The organism is Kitasatospora sp. MMS16-BH015, assembly GCF_002943525.1.
Classification (GTDB): domain Bacteria; phylum Actinomycetota; class Actinomycetes; order Streptomycetales; family Streptomycetaceae; genus Kitasatospora.
On record NZ_CP025394.1, the window covers coordinates 4639279 to 4660323 of the forward strand.

Annotated in this window: 16 protein-coding genes; 13 read left to right on the top strand and 3 right to left on the bottom strand. The window is 72.5% G+C overall.

The window, feature by feature from the left end; all coding sequences use genetic code 11:
- Positions 1-289 precede the first annotated feature (289 nt).
- The 11 genes from CFP65_RS20030 (at position 290) to CFP65_RS20080 (ending at position 10519) form a co-directional block, all read left to right on the top strand.
- Positions 290-817: an RNA polymerase sigma factor gene (locus CFP65_RS20030; RefSeq protein ID WP_104817462.1), complete on the top strand. Its 528-nt coding sequence runs from the start codon at positions 290-292 to the stop codon at positions 815-817.
- On the top strand, positions 810-1298 hold the full coding sequence (locus CFP65_RS20035) for a hypothetical protein (RefSeq protein WP_104817463.1): 489 nt from the start codon (positions 810-812) through the stop codon (positions 1296-1298). The genes CFP65_RS20030 and CFP65_RS20035 overlap by 8 nt, the downstream gene beginning before the upstream one ends.
- A 66-nt stretch (positions 1299-1364) precedes the next feature.
- On the top strand, positions 1365-3110 hold the full coding sequence (locus CFP65_RS20040) for a hypothetical protein (RefSeq protein WP_104817464.1): 1746 nt from the start codon (positions 1365-1367) through the stop codon (positions 3108-3110).
- Positions 3111-3294: 184 nt separating this feature from the next.
- Positions 3295-4113 carry a hypothetical protein gene (locus CFP65_RS20045; RefSeq protein WP_158702268.1) on the top strand — a complete coding sequence of 273 codons (819 nt, stop codon included), beginning with the start codon at positions 3295-3297 and terminating at the stop codon, positions 4111-4113.
- A 10-nt stretch (positions 4114-4123) separates the two neighbouring features.
- Positions 4124-4915 carry a hypothetical protein gene (locus CFP65_RS20050; protein WP_104817466.1) on the top strand — a complete coding sequence of 264 codons (792 nt, stop codon included), beginning with the start codon at positions 4124-4126 and terminating at the stop codon, positions 4913-4915.
- On the top strand, positions 4912-5796 hold the full coding sequence (locus CFP65_RS20055; protein ID WP_104817467.1) for a hypothetical protein: 885 nt from the start codon (positions 4912-4914) through the stop codon (positions 5794-5796). Before CFP65_RS20050 ends, CFP65_RS20055 begins: the two co-directional genes overlap by 4 nt.
- Positions 5793-6830: a hypothetical protein gene (locus CFP65_RS40015; RefSeq protein WP_174805554.1), complete on the top strand. Its 1038-nt coding sequence runs from the start codon at positions 5793-5795 to the stop codon at positions 6828-6830. The genes CFP65_RS20055 and CFP65_RS40015 overlap by 4 nt, the downstream gene beginning before the upstream one ends.
- Before the next feature lie 123 nt (positions 6831-6953).
- Positions 6954-7925 (top strand): ABC transporter ATP-binding protein, encoded by a 972-nt coding sequence (locus CFP65_RS20065; RefSeq protein WP_104817468.1) that lies wholly within the window; start codon positions 6954-6956, stop codon positions 7923-7925.
- On the top strand, positions 7915-8820 hold the full coding sequence (locus tag CFP65_RS20070; protein ID WP_104817469.1) for an ABC transporter permease: 906 nt from the start codon (positions 7915-7917) through the stop codon (positions 8818-8820). Before CFP65_RS20065 ends, CFP65_RS20070 begins: the two co-directional genes overlap by 11 nt.
- Before the next feature lie 9 nt (positions 8821-8829).
- A complete protein-coding gene (locus tag CFP65_RS20075) occupies positions 8830-9747 on the top strand; it encodes an ABC transporter ATP-binding protein (RefSeq protein WP_104817470.1) in 918 nt (305 codons plus the stop codon).
- A 55-nt stretch (positions 9748-9802) separates the two neighbouring features.
- Positions 9803-10519 carry an ABC transporter permease gene (locus CFP65_RS20080; RefSeq protein ID WP_104817471.1) on the top strand — a complete coding sequence of 239 codons (717 nt, stop codon included), beginning with the start codon at positions 9803-9805 and terminating at the stop codon, positions 10517-10519.
- A gap of 112 nt (positions 10520-10631) precedes the next feature.
- Here CFP65_RS20080 and CFP65_RS20085 read toward each other — a convergent pair whose 3' ends face one another.
- The 3 genes from CFP65_RS20085 to CFP65_RS20095 form a co-directional block, all read right to left on the bottom strand.
- On the bottom strand, positions 10632-11624 hold the full coding sequence (locus CFP65_RS20085; RefSeq protein WP_104817472.1) for an NAD-dependent epimerase/dehydratase family protein: 993 nt from the start codon (positions 11622-11624) through the stop codon (positions 10632-10634).
- A 90-nt stretch (positions 11625-11714) separates the two neighbouring features.
- A complete protein-coding gene (locus CFP65_RS20090; protein ID WP_104817473.1) occupies positions 11715-12977 on the bottom strand; it encodes an MFS transporter in 1263 nt (420 codons plus the stop codon).
- A 77-nt stretch (positions 12978-13054) separates the two neighbouring features.
- Positions 13055-13783, bottom strand: a complete 729-nt coding sequence (locus CFP65_RS20095; RefSeq protein WP_254552477.1) for a FadR/GntR family transcriptional regulator — start codon at positions 13781-13783, stop codon at positions 13055-13057.
- A 218-nt stretch (positions 13784-14001) separates the two neighbouring features.
- On the opposite strand from CFP65_RS20095, the gene CFP65_RS20100 reads away from it, so the two are divergent.
- Together CFP65_RS20100 and CFP65_RS20105 are read left to right on the top strand one after the other, a co-directional pair.
- Complete coding sequence (locus tag CFP65_RS20100) at positions 14002-18873, top strand: DUF11 domain-containing protein (RefSeq protein ID WP_104817475.1); 4872 nt, start codon at positions 14002-14004, stop codon at positions 18871-18873.
- 272 nt (positions 18874-19145) lie between these two features.
- Entirely contained in the window at positions 19146-20966 is a 1821-nt protein-coding gene (locus CFP65_RS20105; protein ID WP_104817476.1) for an LCP family protein, read from the top strand.
- Positions 20967-21045: the final 79 nt, after the last annotated feature.

Consider the following 21045-nt stretch of genomic DNA (forward strand, 5'->3'; position numbering starts at 1 on the left):
TCTGCGGCCTGAAGCAAAGCAGAGGGCATGATCGGCGGTCAATGGGAAACTTTCAGAGGATTCTCAGAAGTTACGTTCTCCCTGGTCAGGGATGGTTTAGTGGCCATTTGCAACGCGCGTAGTCATACAGTTTATTGATTCGCTGAAATCTGTTCAGTGACATTCGAGGCGATTTAGCGAGCGATTTTTTGCCGTATTTTGGAAGTGCCGCCCGGAGGTCGTCCGCGCGTGGGGGACAACGAAACGGTGGGGTTGTTCGTGGAGGTGGGTGACGAGGGAGAGGTGAGGGGTGGACTGGGACGAAGTCGCGGGGCAGCTGCTGCGGAGCAGGGGCGACGCGCTGAAGCGGTACGGGTACCTGCTCTGCGGGGACCGCGCGGAGGCCGAGGACCTGGTGCAGGAGGCGCTGGTGCGGGTGTTCGCGAAGCCGCGCCGGACATGGGCCGTGGAGTCGGCGGAGCCGTACGTGCGGCGGGCCATGCTCAACCGGTACCTCGACCAGCACCGCCGGCGGGCGCGCTGGGCCCGGCTGCTGCCCCGGCTGGCGGAGCCCACCAGCGGGGGCGACTTCGCCGGGGCGAGCGGTCGGCGGCTGGACGTGGTCAGCGCCCTCGGCACGCTCTCGCCCCGGCAGCGGGCCTGCGCCGTCCTCCGGTTCTACGAGGACCTGTCGGTGGCGGAGGTCGCGGCCCGGCTGGGGTGCGGCGAGGGCACGGTCAAGCGCCACCTGAGCGAGGCGGTGGCCCGGCTCGGCGCGGTGCTGACCCTCGACGAGCCGGTGGCGGACGGACAACTCCAGGGAGGCGGCAATGGCTGAACAGCAGGACGTGGTCGGACAGTTGCTGCGCGAAGCGGCGGAGGAGGCGGGTCCCTTGGAGCTCGGCGTGGAGCAGCTGACCGGAAGCGTCCGGCGCCGCCGACTGGCCCGCGCCGGCGCGGCGGGCCTGGCGATCGGCTGCCTGGCGGCGGGGGCGGTGCTCACCGTCCAGGCCCTCCGCCCGAGCGAGGTGGCGGTGGCCGCCAAGCCGCCGGTGGTGACGGCCCGGCCGACGCCGGGGCCGAGCGGGGAGGTCAACTGCACCGGGAAGTCGACGGATCCGCTGATGAAAGGGTGGGAGTCCTGCCAGTACATCGGGCTGACCCTGGAGCAGGGCCGGGCCCAGGCCGCGACGGAGCACCGCGACTTCGTGATCGTCTGGCGCGACGGGGTCAGCTACCCCATCACCATGGAGCTCCGGCCCACCCGGGTGACGGTGAAGGTCGAGCACGACCGCATCACCCAGGCTCTGATCGGCTGACCCCGCACTCGGCCTGCATATGATCCGTGCGGATTTTCGAGCGCGGAGACGGACGGGGAGACGGTCATGAAGAGGATTCACCGGGCGGGGCTGGCCGGGGCGGCGGCGATGGTGATCGCGGGGATGCTGCCGGTGCAGGCGGCCCACGCGGTCGGGCCGGTGCTGGGCGTGCAGGGCGCCCAGTGCCCGGTGGGGGCAGGCGAGCACTGGTACGACTGGAGTTCGCAGCCCCTGGTGGTGAAGGCAGGCGAGGACGACGCCCAGACCTGCCGGGTCGGGATCAACGTGGGCTCGGAGGGGGCCAAGGCCCTCACGTTGGGCCTGACGGTCTCCGCGCAGACGGTGGCGGCCACCGGGTACACGGCCGAGCAGTTGAGCCGGATGATCTCCGTCCAGGCCCACTTCATGCCGGCCGGCGGTGTCGGCTCCTCCACGGAGGACGGCCGCTGGGTGGTGAACGGCGACGGCTCGCTCACCCTGCAGCTCGCCGCGCACGACGTGCGCGGCGGCTACACCCCGGGGCTGGACTACGACCTCTACTTCTCGGTCGCCCCCGCGCTGAAGTCCTTCGGCCTCAAGGCCGGTCTGGAGCTCTCCACCGACGGCGGTGCCCCGCAGTGGCAGCGTGACGTGCTGCTCTCGGTCGTCGGCAACGGCCACAGCGTCGACTTCGCGCCCAAGAGCACGTTCGAGCCGCTCACCCCGGCCCGGCTGTTGGACACCCGGAACGGGACGGGCGTGGCCCGGGGCAAGGTGGGCCCGGGCGGCACGGTCGCGCTCCAGGTGGCCGGCCGGGGCGGGGTGCCGGCGACCGGGGTCAGCGCGGTGGTGCTGAACGTGACGGCGACCAACCCGACGGCCCCTGGCTACGTCACGGTGTACCCGCACGGCAAGGCGCGCCCGACCGCCTCCAACCTCAACTTCACCGCCGGGAAGACCGTCCCGAACCAGGTGACCGTGCCGGTGGTGGACGGCAAGGTCAACCTCTACAACGCCTTCGGCACCACCGACCTGGTCGCCGACGTCAACGGCTACTACACCCCGGGCGACTCGGGTGGCCGCTTCACCGGTCTCGACAATCCGGCCCGGCTGCTGGACACCCGGAACGGGACGGGCGTGGCCCGGGGCAAGGTGGGCCCGGGCGGCACGGTCGCGCTCCAGGTGGCCGGCCGGGGCGCGGTGCCCGCCACCGGGGTCAGCGCGGTCATCCTGAACGTGACGGTGACCAACCCGACGGCCGCCGGGTACGTCACGGTGTACCCGTACGGCGCGTCCCGCCCGCTCGCCTCGAACCTCAACTTCACCACCCGGCAGACCGTCCCGAACCAGGTCACCGTGCCGGTGGTGGACGGGAAGATCGATCTCTACAACGCCTTCGGCACCACCGACCTGGTCGCCGACGTGAGCGGCTACTACTCGGGTGAGGGTTCGGTCTTCGTGCCGACCGGCCCGGTCCGGATCCTGGACACCCGCGACGGCACGGGCGGCCTGCTCGGCACCATCCCCGGCGGTCACGGGATCGGGGTCTCCTACCACCTCTGGGAGTACGGGGTGCCGTTCTACGGCGCCCGTGGCGCGGTGCTGAACGTCACCGCCACCAACCCGACCGCGCCGAGCTTCCTGACCGTCCGGGGCGGCTACGAGGGGCAGCCCTACACGCCGATCACCACCTCGAACCTCAACTTCGGCGCCGGCGAGACCGTCGCCAACGCCGTGACCACCGGTGACAACTACGGCGGCTTCAGCATCGACAACCACACGGGCCGGGTGGACGCGGTCGCCGACCTGGCCGGCTACTTCCTGAACGGCTGACGACCGGGTGGCAGCGGGTAGGGGAGCCCGCTGCCTGCGGCGTTGCGGTTCGATTACGAAGGTGCCCGGTTTGGCTGGGCATCGTGGGGAGTGTCTGGGTAAAGGCGTTGGTGGGGAGGGGGCGGGGCTCCCATAATTCCGGGGCGCGGTTGCGCAGGGTCTCGGGTCGTGGTGGGGGAGTGGCGTGTCGGTGCCAGAGGGCGTGAGCCCGGTCGAGGACGCGGAGAGTGGGGCGGCGCGGGCCGCCGCGGTCCGGCCGCGTCCGCGCAGGGCGGCGGTGGCGCTGGCCGTGGCCGGGCTGCTGGCCGTGACGGCGGTGAGCGCGACCGTCACGGTGGCGGTCGGCAGGCCGGCCGGACGCAAGCCGGTGGCTGCGGCCAAGTCGGCTGCGCCGACGGTGAGTTCTTCACCCAGTGCCGGCCCGACCCCGAGCCCGGCGGTGACCCCGACCCAGTCGGCCGCCCCGGCGCCCGCGCCGAGCTCCACCGTGCACGGCACGGTGGACGGCAGCACCCACGGCGGCGACCTGCGCTACTTCCTGCTGCCGCTGCCCGACGGCGCCGAGGTCTACGGCTCCGCCGACGGGCTCAGCCTCAGCCAGAAGGACGTGTCGGCCGAGTTCGGCAACGCCGACCAGATGGGCCAGGTGCTCGACTCCTACGGCTACCAGGACGACGCGGCCACCCGCCACTACCGCACGGCCGACGGCCGCCAGGACGTCACCACCCGGCTGCTTCGCTTCAAGTCCCGCCAGATGGCGAAGGAGTTCGCCCGGGGGATGAGCTTCAAGAAGGGCGACTCCTTCGAGATCGACGGTGACGGCGATGCCCAGGGCGTCCAGCTGACGCCCGAACAGCAGGCCTGGACAGGCGAGTTGATCGGAGTCAGCTCGGTCGGCGACGTGGAGTACGAGGTTACGGTGATGGTGAAGGGCACGCCGGACAAGGCGCTGCTGGTGGACGCGATGAAGCGTCAGCGGGATCGGCTGGCCAGCGGTGGCTGAGGAGGGCCGGATGGCCGAGGAGGTTCGCGTGCCGGAGGCAGAACAGCCCGAGCTGGGGCAGCCGCAGCCGGAGCAGCAGGCGGGAGCCGAGGAGCGGCCGCAGCCGGGCCGGAAGCCGGTCGGGTGGGTGCGGCTGCTGGTGGCCGCCGCGCTGCTCGGGCCGCTGCTCGGGGCCGGCGTGGGCTATGCGGTGCAGGCCGGCCGTCCGGCCACCCCGCTGCCGCCGCTGCAGGTCGCGCTGCCCGCGCACCCGACCGCCGTGCTGGACGCCAAGGCGGCGGCCGAGGCTGCGCCCAAGCCGCTGAACATCGACGGTGACCTGCGGAAGCTGCTGATCGCCAAGCCCGGTGACGCCGAGGACTGGGACAACTTCGGCCGCGGCGACATGAGCGGTTGGATCAGCGTCGGCGAGAAGGCGATGACCTACGGCGGGGCCGACCGGAAGTTCAGCTCGCTGCTGACCCAGGGCTTCCGCCGGGACGCGATCGTCAGCTGGCGGAAGGGCGAGGTCAAGTACTCGGTGGAGCTGATCCAGTACACCGACGGGCACGCCGCCCAGGCGGTGGACGCGGTCTTCGGCTCGCCGGGCGGCTCGCACCCGATCGACGGGACGGTCAGCGGCTACTACGCCGCGCCCAACACCCCGGAGCAGTACGCGGAGAGCACCGAGAAGTACTACCTGGGCACCGCCGTGGCCCACCGGGGCGACGTGGTCATGATGATCAACGTCTTCTCCCCGAACCAGGTGGACGAGAACGAGCTCAAGGACCTCGCCAAGCGGCAGTGGGAGCGGTTGGTATGACCGAGGAGACGACGACAGCAGCGGCCGAGGAGATGGCGGCCGAGGCGACGGTGGCCTCGGCCGAGGCGACTCCGGCAGCAGCCCAAGCCGATCCGACCGTGCAGGCCGCGCAGGCCGCCCAAGCCGCTCCGACCGCCCCGGCCGCCCGGCGCGGCGGCTTCGCGCTGCGGGCCGGGGCAGCCGTGCTGGCCGCCGCGCTGCTCGGGGTCGGCATCGGGGAGGGGATCCTCAAGGTCGCCTACCCGGAGCCGAGCGGATCGGTCGCCGCGGCGCCCGCCCCGGCGCCGAGCGCCTCGGCGCCCCCGGCCTTCGGTGCCAAGTCGGACGGTACGCACTTCGGTTCGCTCCGCGACCTGCTCGCGCCGATGCCGGCCGGCTACCTGCCGGGCCCGGACGCTGGCGCGTACGGCAACGACACCGAGCTGACCGAGGACCAGCGCAAGTCCTGGGTCGAGGACTCGGTGCTCGGCCTGCCCGCCAAGCTCCAGCAGGGCGTGCGGGACCACTGGAAGGAGCTGCGGCTCAAGGGCGCGGGCGTGCGCAGCTACACCTCCACCGGGGACGACCTGGTGGTCACGGTCTGGCTGCTCCAGTACCACCAGGACGCGGTCAAGGCGGACAACGCCTTCGTCGAGGCGCTCGGCTCGGACTCCGGCCTGTTCCGCACCGGCCCCGACGTGCCCGGGCACGCCGAGGCGCACTGCTACCTGCCGTACGCCGCACCGGGCGACGCGATCGACAGCCTGGTCTGCTCGGCCGCCGAGGGCGACCTGCGGGTGGAGATGCGGGTCGAGGGCGTCGCCCCGCTGCCCAAGAGCAAGGCCGTCACCCTCTTCACCCAGCAGCTCGACCGGCTGGCCCGCCCAGGAGCACAGGCATGACCGACCAGCACCCCGCCCAGCACCCCGATCAGCACCCCGCCCAGCACCCCGATCAGCACCCCGCCCAGCAGGCCGCCGAGCACCCCGTGCGGGACATCGAGGAGATCGAGGAGAGCGAGAGCGGCACCGGAGAGGCTCCCGCCGCCGACCTGTTGGCGGCCGAGCCGCGCCGGGCGCGGCCGGGGCTGCTGCGCTGGGGCGCCGCCGCGCTGGTGCTGCTGCTCACCGGGGCCGGTGCCGCCTTCGCGGTGACCGCCCCCGAGCGGACCGACCTGCCGGGCCTGCGCACCCCGAACGACGGCCGGTACGCCTTCGCGCCGCTCAGCCTGCCGCCGCTGCCGCCGGGCCGCCCGGCCTTCACGTCGGCCGGTTCGGCCGGCCACCACTACGCGGACCTGCGGCAGTTGCTGCTGCCGATGCCCAAGGGCGCCACCCCGGTGGTGCTGCCCGGCCGGGGCGCGGGCAACCCCGCTCCGACCGGTGCCTCGCCGAGCGCCGGTGCCACCGCGAGTCCCAAGCCCACCGCCACCCCGAGCGCCCCGACCACCCCGGCCGGCTCGCCCACCGGCGCCCGGCCGGCCGACGGGCTGGTCGGCAAGGTCGGCTGCACCGATTACGCGGCCCGCGACCTGCACCCGGCCCAGGTCACCGCGCTGCTCACCGAGGCGGCCTGCCGCTCGGCGGCCGAGCGGGTCTGGACCGGGCCGGACGGCACCCGGGCCGAGCTCTGGCTGCTGCGGTTCGGCTCGGGCGACGAGGCCGGGGCGTTCTACCTGAAGGCGGCCTCGGACGACCCGATCGAGCTGCCCGGTCTCAAGGACGTGGACAACGGCTTCGTGCAGCTCAACGCGATGACCGCCTCGGCGCTGCGGGCCACCGCGAAGACCGCCGGGCCGGGTCAGGACCCGGTCGGCCGGGTCGCGTACCTGCGGGTGGGCGACGTGTACGCGCTGGTGGCGCTGACCAACCCGAAGGGCGTCCCGGCGCAGGCCTTCCGGCAGGTGACGATGGATCAGGACGACCTGCTGCAGTAGCGCGGCGAGCAGCGCGGCGGCGACCCTTAGGGGTCGGGGGCCCGGGTGTCATCCGCAAGGAGCACTCGGGCTTCGTCATCGCAGCTCATGTACGCGCGCCGGCCCGGCCGTTAGGTTGGGCAGGTGTCCACTGTCATCAAGACGGACGGCCTCACCAAGAGGTTCCCCCGGGTCACTGCCCTCGACCAGCTCACCGTAGCGGTGCAGCCCGGGGTGGTCGGCCTGGTGGGGGCGAACGGCGCGGGCAAGTCCACTCTCATCAAGATCCTGCTCGGGCTCTCCCCGGCCACCTCCGGCACCGGGCAGGTGCTCGGGTTGGACATCGCCACCGAGGGCCCGGCCATCCGCGAGCGGGTCGGGTACATGCCCGAGCACGACTGCCTGCCGCCGGACGTGTCGGCCACCGAGTTCGTGGTGCACATGGCCCGGATGTCCGGCCTGCCGGCCGCCGCCGCGCGCGAGCGGACGGCCGACACGCTGCGGCACGTCGGCCTGTACGAGGAGCGGTACCGCCCGATCGGCGGGTACTCCACCGGCATGAAGCAGCGGGTCAAGCTGGCCCAGGCCCTGGTGCACGACCCGCAGTTGGTGCTGCTCGACGAGCCGACCAACGGGCTCGACCCGGTCGGCCGGGACGAGATGCTGGCGTTGATCCGCCGGGTGCACACCGAGTTCGGCATCTCGGTGCTGGTCACCACCCACCTGCTCGGCGAGCTGGAGCGCACCTGCGACCACCTGGTGGTGATCGACGGCGGCAAGCTGCTGCGCTCCTCCTCCACGGCCTCCTTCACCGAGGCCACCCAGCTGCTCGCGGTGGAGGTCACCGACCACCCCGAGGACCGCACCCTGGACGCCGAGGCGGCCGTCCGCGACCGCCTGACCGCCGCCGGGCTGAGCGTCTCGGCGGACGGCTCGCGGGTGCTGCTGGTCGAGCTCGCGGGGGATTCCACCTACGACACCGTCCGGGACACCGTGGCCGAGCTCGGCCTGGGCCTGGTCCGGCTCGAGCAGCGCCGCCACCGGGTCGCCGAGATCTTCACCAGCGACCGTACGGACGCCGACCAGCCGAGCGGAGGGGCGCAGGATGTCGCCTGAGACGAAGAGCGCGGGCCGCCCCGACACCGGGGTGATCCACGACATCGGGTACCGCTCGTACCAGGGCCCGCGGCTGGGCCGCGGCTACGCGACCCGCTCGCTCTACACCCAGAGCCTGCGGGCGGCCTTCGGCCTCGGCCGCTCGGGCAAGTCCAAGGTGGTGCCGATGCTGATGCTCGGCCTGCCGGTGCTGGTGGCGGGGATGCTGGTCGCCTTCGCGATCATGTCCAAGCTGCCCCAGCTGGGCGTGGACTACCCCGCCTTCCTGGCTGTCACCGGTCTGCTGGTGCAGATCTTCGTGGCCGCCCAGGCACCGGTGCTGCTCTCCCGCGACCTGCGGCACCACACCATGCCGCTCTACTTCTCCCGCCCGATCACCCGGCAGGACTACGTGCGGGCGAAGTTCGCCGCGATGGTCAGCGCGATGATGATCGTGATGGGGCTGCCGCTGCTGGTGATGTTCGTCGGCTCGCTGCTGGCCGGGATGGACTTCGGCCACAACCTCGGCCACTTCCTGATCGGCCTGCTCACCGCGCTGCTCTACGCGCTGCTGTACTCGGCGGTCGCGCTGCTGATCGCGGCGAGCACCCCGCGCCGGGGCTTCGGGGTGGCGGCGATCATGGGCGTGCTGGTGATCAGCCGGATCGTGGCCCAGATCGTCTTCGGCCTGAGCGGCGGCTTCGACCTGCACCCGGCCGAGTCGGCCGACTGGGCCGGGCTGCTCTCGCCGTCCATGCTGGTCGACTCCTTCGTCACCCAGCTCTTCGGCCTGGCCGACGACGCCCGGGCGATGCACGCCCCCGGCACCCTCGGCCTGGTGGTCTTCGCCGCCGAGATGCTCGTCCTGGTGGTGGGCGCCTACGGGCTCACCGGCCGCCGCTACCGGAAGATCTGAGGGCCCGGCATGGCTGTCATCACCATCGACAAGGTCTCCCGCTGGTTCGGCAACGTGGTCGCCGTCAACGACGTCTCGATGACCATCGGCCCGGGCGTGACCGGCCTGCTCGGCCCCAACGGCGCCGGCAAGTCCACCCTGATCCACCTGATGAGCGGCTTCCTCGCCCCCTCGGCCGGGGCGGTCACCCTGGACGGCGCGCGGATCTGGCGCAACCAGGAGGTCTACCGCTCGATCGGCCTGGTGCCCGAGCGCGAGTCCATGTACGACCAGCTGACCGGCTGGGAGTTCGTGCTGGCCAACGCCGAGCTGCACGGCCTGCCCGACCCGGGCGCGGCGGCCAGGCGGGCGATCGGCCTGGTCGAGATGGAGTACGCCCAGGAGCGGAAGACCGGCACCTACTCCAAGGGCATGAAGCAGCGGGTCAAGATGGCCTCCGCGCTGGTGCACGACCCGGCGGTGCTGCTGCTCGACGAGCCGTTCAACGGCATGGACCCGCGCCAGCGGCTCCAGCTGATGGAGCTGCTGCGCCGGTTCGGCGCCGACGGCCGCACCGTGCTCTTCTCCTCGCACATCCTGGAGGAGGTGGAGCAGCTGGCCCGCCACATCGAGGTGATCGTGGCCGGCCGGCACGCGGCCTCCGGCGACTTCCGGGAGATCCGCCGGCTGATGACGGACCGTCCGCACCGGTACCTGGTGCGCTCCAGCGACGACCGCCGGCTGGCCGCCGCCCTGATCGCCGACGGCTCCACCGCCGGGATCGAGCTGGACTACCAGGAGCGGGCGCTGCGCATCCAGGCGATCAACTTCCAGGGCTTCACCACCCTGCTGCCGAAGGTCGCCCAGGAGGCGGGCATCCGGCTCTACACCGTCTCCCCGGCCGACGAGTCGCTGGAGAGCGTCTTCTCCTACCTCGTCGCCTCCTGACCCAGCCTCCTGGCCTCGCAGCCTCCTGACCCCCGCCCCGGAAGGGACCGTTACCGTGAACACCACCGTCGCCCGGCTGACCGTGCGCGGTCTGCTGGGCAGCCGCCGCGGCGTCCTGCTGCTGATCGTCCCGGTCGTCCTGCTGCTGATCTCGGTGATCGGGCGGAGCACCGGCGCCGACAAGCACGACCTCGCCGTGAGCGTGCTCGGCCAGCTCGGCCTGGGCACCCTGGTGCCGATCCTCGGCCTGATCATCGGCACCGGCGTGATCGCCACCGAGATCGACGACGGCTCGATCGTCTACCTGCTGGCCAAGCCGCTGCCCCGCTGGCAGATCATCACCACCAAGCTCGCGGTGGCGATCGGCACCACCTGGCTGGTCGCGGCCGTGCCGATGCTGGTCAGCGGCCTGATCCTGTACGGCACCCAGGAGGGCCTGGCGGCCGGGTATTTCCTCGGCACCCTGGTCGCCGGGGCCGCGTACAGCGCCGTCTTCCTGATGCTCGGCGTGGTCACCCGGCACGCCGTGGTGGCCGGCCTGGCCTACGCGCTGATCTGGGAGAGTCTGATCGGCAGCTACGTGGACGGCGCCAAGACGCTCTCCATCCAGCAGTGGGGCCTCTCGATCGCCAAGGCCACCGCGAGCGAGGACGCCCTCACCGCGCACGTCTCGCTCGGCGCGGCCGTCCCGCTGCTGGTGATCGTCACGGTGGCGGCCACCGTGCTGGCCTCGGTCAAGCTGGCCGGGCTCACCCTCGCCTCGGACGAGTGAGCCGCGTGAGCGCTGAGCGCTGTCGCCGCGTGCGCGCTGTCGCCGCGTGAGCTCTCTGGCCGCGTGAGCGCGGCGGGCCCGGTGCACCCCCGTGGCGCCGGGCCCGCCGCGCTCAGTCCAGGCCGAGCAGCTGCCGCTCGCGCTCCGGGTCGAGCCCGAGCACCGGGCGGTCCGGCCGCTGCGGGGCGACGCCGCCCAGCGCGCTGAGCCAGGCCCAGGTGTCGGCCACCGTCTCCGTCACCGGGCGGCAGCGCAGACCGGCGGCCAGCGCGTTCTCGGTCACCGTCCGGTAGAGGAAGTCGTGGTACTTCCCGGGCGGGGCCCAGACCGGCAGGTCCATCCAGGGCGCGACGCCGGCGGCCAGGATCGGCTCCGGGTCCGTCCAGCGCAGCTCGGCGTCCGAGCCGGTCACCGCCACGCAGGCCTCCAGCAGCTCCCGCATGCTCGCGTGCCCGGTGCGGCTGGCCAGGTTGTACGGGCCGCTCAGGCCGGCCACCGCCGCGTCCAGCGACCAGACGGCCAGGTCGCGCACGTCCACGTACTGCAGCGGCAGCTCCGCCGGGCCCGGCGCCAGCACCGGGCCGCCGCGGGCGATCCGGTTGAGCCACCAGGGCAGCCGGCCGATGTCCTCGCCGGGGCCGAGGATCAGGCCGCTGCGCACCAGCAGCGAGCGCTCGGCGCCGAAGGCGGCCTCCACGGCCAGCTCCCCGCCCCGCTTGGCGGCGGCGTACTCGGCCCCCACCTCGTCGTCCGGCGAGGCCGGTACGGCCACGCCCGCCTCGGCCGCCGCGTGGTCCACCGGCTCGGCGTAGACCGAGCAGCTGGAGACGTAGACGTACCGCCCCACCCGGTCGGCCAGGGCCGCCGCCGAATCCCGGACGGCGCTCGGGCGGGCGCTCCAGGTGTCCACCACCAGATCCCACTCGCCGCCGGCCAGCGCGGCCAGGCCGTCCGGGGCCGTCCGGTCGCCGTGCAGCACGGTGGCCCCCGCCGGGGTGGGCTTGCTGCCCCGGTGCAGCACGGTCACGGACCAGTCCCGGGCCACGGCCTCCTCGACGACGGCGCGTCCGACGAAGCCTGTCCCTCCGAGCATCAGAAGTCGCATGCGGTCAATCTCGCGCACCGACCGGGCCCCCGTACAGCGAAATCTGCCGTCAGCCGAACGGTCCGGCTGACGGCAGAGGGCTCCCGGTGATCAGAGCGAGCGGTCGCGGCCCGCGCCGAAGCCCGCCACGGCGGCGACGCCGGCCAGTACCAGCATCAGCACCAGGGTGACGTTCCAGCCGCCGGTCAGCTGGTGCAGGGCGCCCGCGCCGACCGGGCCGGCCGCGGCCACCAGGTAGCCGACCGCCTGGCTCATGCCGCCCAGCTGGGCGGCGCCGGCGGCGCTGCGGGTGCGCAGCACGATGAAGGCCAGGCCCAGGCCCAGCGAGCCGCCCTGGGCGACGCCGAGCACCGCCGCGCAGACCCAGGCGCCGGAGACCGGGGCGACCAGCAGACCGGTGATGCCCAGCGCGCTGAGCGAGGCCATGCCCACCGCGAGCCAGCTCTGGTGGGTCAGGCGGCCGGCGATCATCGGCACCAGGAAGGCGCCGACCACCTGGAGCAGGTTGCTGAAGGCGAAGACCAGGCCGGCCTGGCCGCGGTCCATGCCGTGCTCGGCCAGGATGGTCGGCATCCAGGCGACCAGGATGTAGACCAGCAGCGAGGAGATGCCCATGAAGATGCTGATCTGCCAGGCCAGCCGGGCGCGCCAGATGCCCTCGATCGGCTTGGCCGGCCCGGGGGTGGCCTGAGCCGTGGCCTGGGCCGTGGTCTGGGCGGCGGCCGGGACGGGCAGGGCCCGGGCTCGGAGCACCTGCGGCAGCCAGGCCACCGCGGCGATCAGCGCGAGCAGCGACCAGGCGCCCAGCGAGGCCTGCCAGCCGCCGCCGAGCACCTTCTCCAGCGGCACCGAGACACCGGCGGCCAGCGTGGCGCCGACCAGCATCGCGGTGGAGTAGACCCCGGTCATGGTCGCGGCCCGCTGCGGGAACTCGCGCTTGACCAGGCCCGGCATCGAGACGTTCAGGACGGCGATCGCCACGCCGATCACCACGCAGCCCGCGTACAGCGCGCCCACCGAGGGCAGCACCCGCAGCAGCACGCCCGCGCCCAGCACCAGCACGGCGCCGAGCACCACCCGCTCGGTGCCGAACCGGCGGGTCAGCCGGGGGGTGAGCGGGGCGCCCAGGCCCTGGAAGAGCACCGGGATGGTGGTGATCAGGCCGCTCGCGGTGGTGGAGAGGCCGAAGGTGCGCTGGATCTCGCCGACCATCGGCGAGATCGCCGCCAGGCAGGCGCGCATGTTGAGCGCGACCAGCACGATGCCCGCCAGCAGCAGGGCGGGGTGGGCGAGCCTGGTGCGAGTACGGACGACTGGGGCGACGACCGGCTGATACGCGCGGGTGACCGACATGGTGGGGTGTGCTCCGGGCAGAGTGGTGCTGGGAATGGGGGGCGTGAAGGAGCCGCCTGCGAAGGCGGCGGCGCGCGTTACTTCCGCGCGGCGATGGCGGCGATCAGCTGCTCCACGGCGGCCGTAGGCTCCGCGAGCAGCTCGCGACACGCGGCCTCGGCCCGGTCCGGGTCGCCGCTCTCGATCGCGTCAACCAGGGCCGCGTGGGTGGCGATGGCCACCTCGGGCATCTCGTGGTCGCCGAAGGCGGTGCGCATCGACTCGCGGACGGAGGCGCCGAAGTACCGGTACACCTCGGTCAGCGCCGGGTTGTGCGCGGCCTCCACCACGGCGGTGTGGAACTCCAGGTCGTGCTCGACGGTGGCCTCGCGGCCGGCCCGCTCGGGCTGCGCCGCCATCACCTCGGCCTCGCGGGCCAGGGCGGCGCGCATCCGCGCGATGTCCTCGGGGGTGTGCCGGACGGCGGCCAGCCGGGCGGCCTCCGCCTCCAGCGCGGCCCGTACCTCCAGCACGTCCCGCACGCCCGAGCGCTGGACCCCGCGCAGCACCGCCGCCGGGTCGCTGGTGCTCCGCACGAAGGTGCCCTCACCCTGCCGGGAGACCAGCATCCCCGCGTGCACCAGCACCCGGATCGCCTCCCGCACGGTGTTGCGCCCCACCTGCAACCGCTCGGCCAGCTCGTGCTCGGTCGGGATCTTCGCCCCCACCGGCCACGCCCCGGCGCTCAGCTGCTCCCGCAGCTGCTCGATCGCCGCGTCCACCAACGACCGCCGCCCGGGGGCCTGTAGCCCGTCGTTCCCGCTCACGCCGCACTCCCTCCCGGTCGACACCTGTCCTTGCCCGGTCATCCTACAACCGATTGCCCGGTCATCCTACAACTGAGGTGGGTGAGTGGTCGTACGAATGCGCCGGACGGGTGGGCGGCGCTGCTGCGAGCGGGCGACGGGCCGCGTGTGGCTGTCGGGTGATCACTGAATGCGTTGATCGGATTACCGGTGATCCGGCAGCGGCCGGGCGGTGACCGGTGGCCGAGGAGCAAGTCGGTGTCGAGATTCGCAGCGCGGGCCCTGCGGGGGCTGCTGGTGCTGGCCCTGACCTTCGGCCTGGTCGGGCCGCCCCGACCAACCCGCTGCCGGGCGGCAAGCTCACCTACACCCTGACCCTCACCGGCACCGGCCAGGCCGACTACCTCGGCGCCCAGGTCAACGACGACCTGACCAACGTGCTGCGGGGAGCCGACTACAACAACGACGCGACAGCCACGGCCGGTTCGGCCCCGACGTACACAGCACCACGCCTCACCTGGTCGGGCACCGTCCCGGCCGGCGGCTCGGTCCGGATCACCTACAGCGTGACGGTGAAGGACCCGGTGCCGGCGGGTGCGACCACGCTGACGAACGCGGTGACGACGAACGTGCCGGGGGTCTGCCCGTCGGGGTCGACCGATCCGAACTGTTCGACGAGTACGAAGCTGCCGAGGTTGGAGATCGCGAAGACTGCAACTCCCAACCCCGCCAGGGTCGGTGACAAGGTCGCCTACACGGTGACGGTGCACAACACGGGTGACGCCGACTACCCGAACGCCCAGGTGGTCGACGACCTCACCGAGGTGCTGACCGGCGCGACGTACAACAACGACGCGGCCTCGACCACCGCGCCGGCGCCGACCTACGCGGCGCCGAAGCTCACCTGGACCGGGCTGGTGGCCAAGGGCGCCACGGTGACGCTCACGTACAGCGTCACGGCCACGGGTGCGAGCAGCAAGCTGCTGGTCAACAAGGTTTCGGCCGACGGCAGCACCTGCAAGGACGGCTGCACCAACGAGGTGCCACTGGCCTCGCTGACCGTCGTCAAGGTCTCCTCGCCGAAGGAGCCCAAGCCCGGCGACAAGCTCACCTACACCGTGACGATGACCAACGCGGGCCAGGCCGACTACACCGACGCCCGGATCGAGGACGACCTGACCAACGTGCTGACGGGCGCGGACTACAACGGCGATGCCTCGGCCTCCACCGGCGCGACGCCCACGTACGCCGCACCGAAGCTGAGGTGGTCCGGCACGGTGGCCAAGGGCACCGGCGTGACCGTCACCTACAGCGTGACGGTGAAGAACCCGGTGCCGAGCGGGGCCACCACGCTCACCAATGCCGTGACGACCAACATTCCTGGCCAGTGTCCGCCGGGTTCGACGGACCCGAACTGCTCGACCAGTACGAAACTGCCGCGCCTGGACATCATGAAGACGGCCTCGCCGAATCCGGCGAAGGTCGGCGACAAGGTCGTGTACCGGGTGACGGCCACCAACACGGGCGACGCCGCGTACCCCGGTGCGAGCATCGTCGACGATCTGACGGATGTGCTCACCAACGCTACGTACGACAACGATGCTACGGCGACGGTCGGTTCGGCCCCCACGTACGCGGAGCCGAAGCTGACCTGGACCGGTGACCTGGCCAAGGGTGCGCGGGTCGTCCTGACCTACTCGGTGACCGTGAAGACCACGGCGACGGGTTCGCTGGTCAACAAGGTGACGGCCGACGGCAGCAACTGCGTCTCCGGCTCGACCGACCCCAACTGCACGACCACCACCCCGGTCGCCGCCGTGAGCGTGACCAAGACGGCCGCCCCGACCAGCCCGCTCCCGGGCGGCAAGCTGACCTACACGATCACCGTGGCCAACACCGGCCAGGCCGACTACGTCGGAGTCCAGGTCGAGGACGACCTGACCAATGTGCTGCGGGGTGCCGACTACAACAGCGACGCGGCGGCGAGCACCGCGCCGGCGCCCACCTACGCCGCCCCGAAGCTGAGTTGGGCGGGCACCGTGGCGCAGGGCGCGACGGTGACGATCACGTACAGCGTGACGGTGAAGGATCCGGTGCCGGCGGGTGCGACCACGTTGACGAACGCGGTGACGACGAACGTGCCCGGGGTCTGCCCGCCGGGTGCGACGGATCCTAAGTGTTCGACGAGCACGAAGGTGCCGAGGCTGGAGATCGCCAAGTCGGCAACTCCCAACCCGGCCAGGGTCGGTGACAAGGTCGGCTACACGGTGACGGTGAAGAACACCGGCCAGGCGGACTACCCGAACGCGCAGATCACCGACGACCTCACCGAGGTGCTGACGGGCGCTACCTACAACAACGACGCGGCCTCGACCACCGCGCCCACGCCCACGTACGCTGCGCCGAAGCTGACCTGGACCGGGACGGTCGCGCAGGGCGCGACGGTGACGATCACCTACAGCGTCACGGCCACGGGTGCGAGCAGCAGCAAGCTGGTCAACAAGGTGCAGGCCGACGGCAGCACCTGCAAGACGGCGTGTACCAACGAGGTGCCGCTGGCCAAGGTGGAGGTGCGCAAGACGGCCAGCCCGGCCGACCCCAAGCCGGGCGGCACGGTCACCTACACCATCACCGCCCGCAACACCGGCGAGGCCGACTACCCGAACGCGCAGATCACCGATGACCTCACCAACGTGCTGAAGGGCGCGACGTACAACAACGACGCCGCTGCCGGCACGGCCCCGGCGCCGAGCTACACCGCGCCGCTGCTGACCTGGCGAGGGGCGGTGCCCAAGAGCGGCGCGGTGACCATCACGTACACCGTGACGGTCAAGGACCCGGTGCCGGCCGACGGGACCACGCTCACCAATGCCGTCGCGACCAACATCCCCGGGCAGTGCCCGCCGGGGTCGACCGATCCGAAGTGCTCGACCAGCACCAGGCTGCCCCGGCTGGAGATCCTCAAGACGGCCGACCGGACGGCGACCACGCCGCTGCGGGCGGGCGAGCGGATCACCTACACGGTGACGGTGAAGAACACCGGCGACGCCGACGACCCGAACGTCACCGTCACGGACGACCTGACCAAGGTGCTGACCGGGGCGACGTACAACGACGACGCGGCCTCGACCACGGCGCCGAACCCGACCTACGCGGCGCCGAAGCTGACCTGGACGGGCGCCGTGCCGAAGGGCGGCCAGGTGGTGCTGACCTACTCGGTCTCGGTCACCAACGCCGGGACGGTACTGGTCAACAAGGTCACCGCCGACCACAGCAACTGCCGCGCCGACTCGGGCGACCCGGCCTGCACCACCACCGTGCCGACGCCCAGCGTGAAGGTGGTCAAGAAGGCCGACCCGGTGGTGGTGCGGGCGGGCGGGACCGTCACGTACACCGTCACCGTGACCAACGAGGGCACCGGCGACCAGGCCGACTTCCGGCTCACCGACGACCTGAGCAAGGTGCTGACCGGGGCCCGGTACAACGGGGACGCCACCGCCAGCAGTGGGGCGGCGCCCACGTACACCGCGCCCAGGCTGAGCTGGACCGGCACCGTGCCGGCCGGCGGGCAGGTGGTGATCCGGTACACGGTGACCACGGCCGACCCGACCCCGGCGGGGGCGGAGGAGCTGCGCAACAGCGTCTCGACCAACGTGCCGGGCGTCTGCCCGCCGGGCTCGACCGACCCGGCCTGCAGCGCGGTGGTGCTGCTGCGCGGGCTGGAGGTCACCAAGACGGTGGACAAGCCGGTGCTCTGGGCCGGTGACACCTTCACCTACACCGTCACCGTGCGGAACACCGGCGGGGTGGACTACCGGGGCGCCACCGTGGTGGACGACCTGAGCGACCCGCTCACGGCCGCCCGGTACGACAACGACGCCAAGGCCTCCAGCGGCCCGGCCCCGGTCTACGCGGCGCCGAAGCTGACCTGGACCGGCGACGTGCCCAAGGGCGGCTCGGTGGTGCTGACCTACAGCCTGCGGGCCACCGGCGGCAACGGCACACCGGTGCACAACAGGGTGACCGCGCCGGACAGCAACTGCGCGAGCGGCTCCACCGACCCGCGCTGCACCACCGAGGTCGACATGATCGTCGACCGGCTGAAGTTCGCCACGAAGATCGCGAAGACGGTCTCGCCCGCCAACCCGGCCCCCGGCGACACCCTCACCTACCGGATCACCGTGCAGAACCTCAGCGGGGCCGACTACCCGGAGGCCCGGCTCACCGACGACCTGACCGAGGTGCTCAAGGGGGCGAGCTACGACCGGAACGCCACCGCGACCAGCGCGGCGGGCGACCCGGTGGCCGCCCCGGTCTACACCGAGCCCACCCTCGGCTGGGGCCCGGCCATGCTGCGGATGGACGACACCGTGACGGTCACCTACTCGGTGACCATCCGCAAGCCGCTGCCGGCCGGGGTGACCAGCCTGCGGAACTCGGTGGTCGGCGGGGAGAACAGCAACTGCCGCCCCGACCGGCAGGCGCCGGAGTGCACCACGGTGACCACCCTGGCCAAGCTGGTGCTCACCAAGACCGCCACCCCGGGCAGCGTCAAGGTCGGTGAGGTGGTCGGCTACCGGATCACCGCCGTCAACACCGGCACCGCCGACTACACCGGCGCGGTGATCCAGGACGACCTGACCAAGGTGCTCCCCTGGGCCCGGTACAACGGCAACGCCACCTCGAGCAGCGGCCCGGACCCGGTCTTCACCAGCCCGCTGCTCAGCTGGCAGGGCACCGTCCCGGCCGGCGGCTCGGTCTCGATCACGTACACGGTGACCGCACAGGCGGCCACCCCGATCGGGCAGGGCCTGGTCAACCTGGCGGGGGCGAGCGGCAGCAACTGCCCGCTGCCGATGCCGGCCCGGGCGGCGGCCCGCGGGCTGCGGGCGCCCGGCGCGGTGGACCCGCGCTGCTCGACCCTGACACCCGTGTACGACCGGACCGTGGTGCCCCCGCAGCCGCCGATCCCGCCGAAACCCCCGGTCAAGCCGGTGAAGCCGCTGCCGGGCACCGGGGTGGAGGTCTACCGGACGGGGCTGCTCGCGGGCCTGTGCACCGGGCTGGCCCTGCTGGTCCTCGCGGTGGCCCACCGGCGCCGCCGGGGCTGAGCCACCGCCCGCCGAACGGACCGTGCCCACCGTCAACCCGGTGGACGCGGTCCGTCGGCACCTCCGCCGTGTTGGATGATTGGCCAATCGGGAGCCCAGGCAGTGACTCCGCAATGTTGCCTTTATATGCTCCGCTGAAGCTCTACGCGTCCGTACGGTACGGCGCCCGGCCCCGAGGGGCGGGCGGCAGGTTCGGTCGGCCTGGGGCGCCCGTCTCCGGGCACCGCTCTGGTGACGGGGGCAGTACCTGTCGGCCGGTGAAGGGTGTACGAATGTCAGGCCAGAGGACGGGGTCGTCCGATCACGACGCCGGATGGTGGCGCGACGAGTCGCCGTACCAGGGCGACGCGCCGCTGCGTGACGACGCGCCCTACTCCTCCTACGGCGCCGTGCCCCGACAGGGCGGCACCCGGGCCGACATCCCCCGCCCGGGCGGCCGGGCCGAGGCCCGACGGGCCCAGCAGGGCGGCCGACCGGGCAACCCCGGCGGGCCGGGCAACCCCGGCGGGCCGGGCGGCCCCGGCGGACCGGAGAACGGCGGCCGAGCGGCGGCCCGCGCGGCGGCCGAGCGCGGCAAGAAGAAGAACCGCCGCAAGATCGTGGTCTGGGTGGCCGTGGGCTCGCTGGGGCTGCTGGTCGCCGGTGGCGGGGCGATCTACTGGAAGCTCAACGGCAACATCAACACCTTCGGCAAGGACGGCCTGAGCGCCGACCGCCCCGACGCCGCCCCGGCCGACGCCAACGGGCACACCCCGATCAACATCCTGCTGATCGGCTCCGACTCGCGCGGCGGCAACAACAAGGACTTCGGCGGCGGCGGCGACGGGGGAGCCCGCTCGGACACCACGATCCTGCTGCACGTCTACGCCGACCACAAGCACGCCGTGGGCATCTCCTTCCCCCGCGACGCCCTGGTCACCATCCCCAAGTGCAAGCTGCCCAGCGGGAAGTGGACCGAAGAGCAGAAGAACACCATGTTCAACTCGGCGTTCTCGGTCGGCGACACCGACCAGGGCAACCCGGCCTGTACCCAGAACACCGTCGAGAAGCTCACCAACCTCCGGGTGGATCACACGATGGTGGTCAACTTCGAGGGTTTCGCCTCGATGACGGCCGCCGTCGGCGGCGTCGAGGTCTGCATGCCGAACGCCATCTACGAGGGCGACCTCGACCCCAACCTCGGGCACAAGGGCAAGCAGATCTTCGCCAAGGGCGTGCAGACCGTGGCCGGTCAGCAGGCGCTCGACTACGTCCGGCTGCGGCACGGCGTCGGCGACGGCTCGGACATCGGCCGGATGAAGCGTCAGCAGGCCTTCATGTCGGCGCTGATCAAGGACGTCAAGACCAAGGGCATGAGCCCCACCACGCTGCTCCCGCTGGCCGACGCCGCGACCAAGTCGCTGACCGTCGACGAGGGCCTGGGCTCGGCCCAGAAGCTGCTCTCCTTCGCGCTGTCGATGAAGGACATCGACCTGCACGACATCAAGTTCGTCACCACCCCGTGGCGCTACGAGGGCCCCCGGGTCGCCCTGGTGCAGCCGGACACCACGCAGCTGTTCGCCGCCCTCAAGGCCGACCGCACCCTTGACGGCCAGGACGCCAGCGCGGGCAGCGCCAGCCCCTCGGCCGCCGCCGAGGCATCCTCGGCCCCGCCGGCCGCCCAGCCGCCCACCCAGGCCGAGGCACCCGCCACGGTCAAGGGCACCGGCATCCGGGTCGGCGTCTACAACGGCACCACCACCCCGGGCCTGACCACCAAGGCCGCGGCCACCCTCAAGGCCTCCAAGTTCACCGTCTCCACGGTGGGCAACGCGGCCTCGCAGAACCACGCCACCACCGTGATCCAGTACGGCCCGGGCGAGAAGGCCGCGGCCCAGTCCGTGGCCGGGCTCTTCCCCGGCGCCACCCTGGAGCCCGCCAAGGCCGCCGGCGTCAGCCTCGTCCTGGGCAAGGACTACGCCGCAGACAACGGCGGAGCCCCCGCCGCCCCCTCGGCCCCTGCCGCGGCGGCCCCGGGCCCGCTCCCCAGCAGCGTCGCCGCAGCCGCCCGCTCGGCGGACGACGACCCCTGCTCGAACGTCTCCTACGGGTAACCACCGGGGGCGCGGGGAACTGCGCGAGATCGGAAGAAGGGGTCGCTGAGACTCCCACTCTGATCCAGTTGCACACACC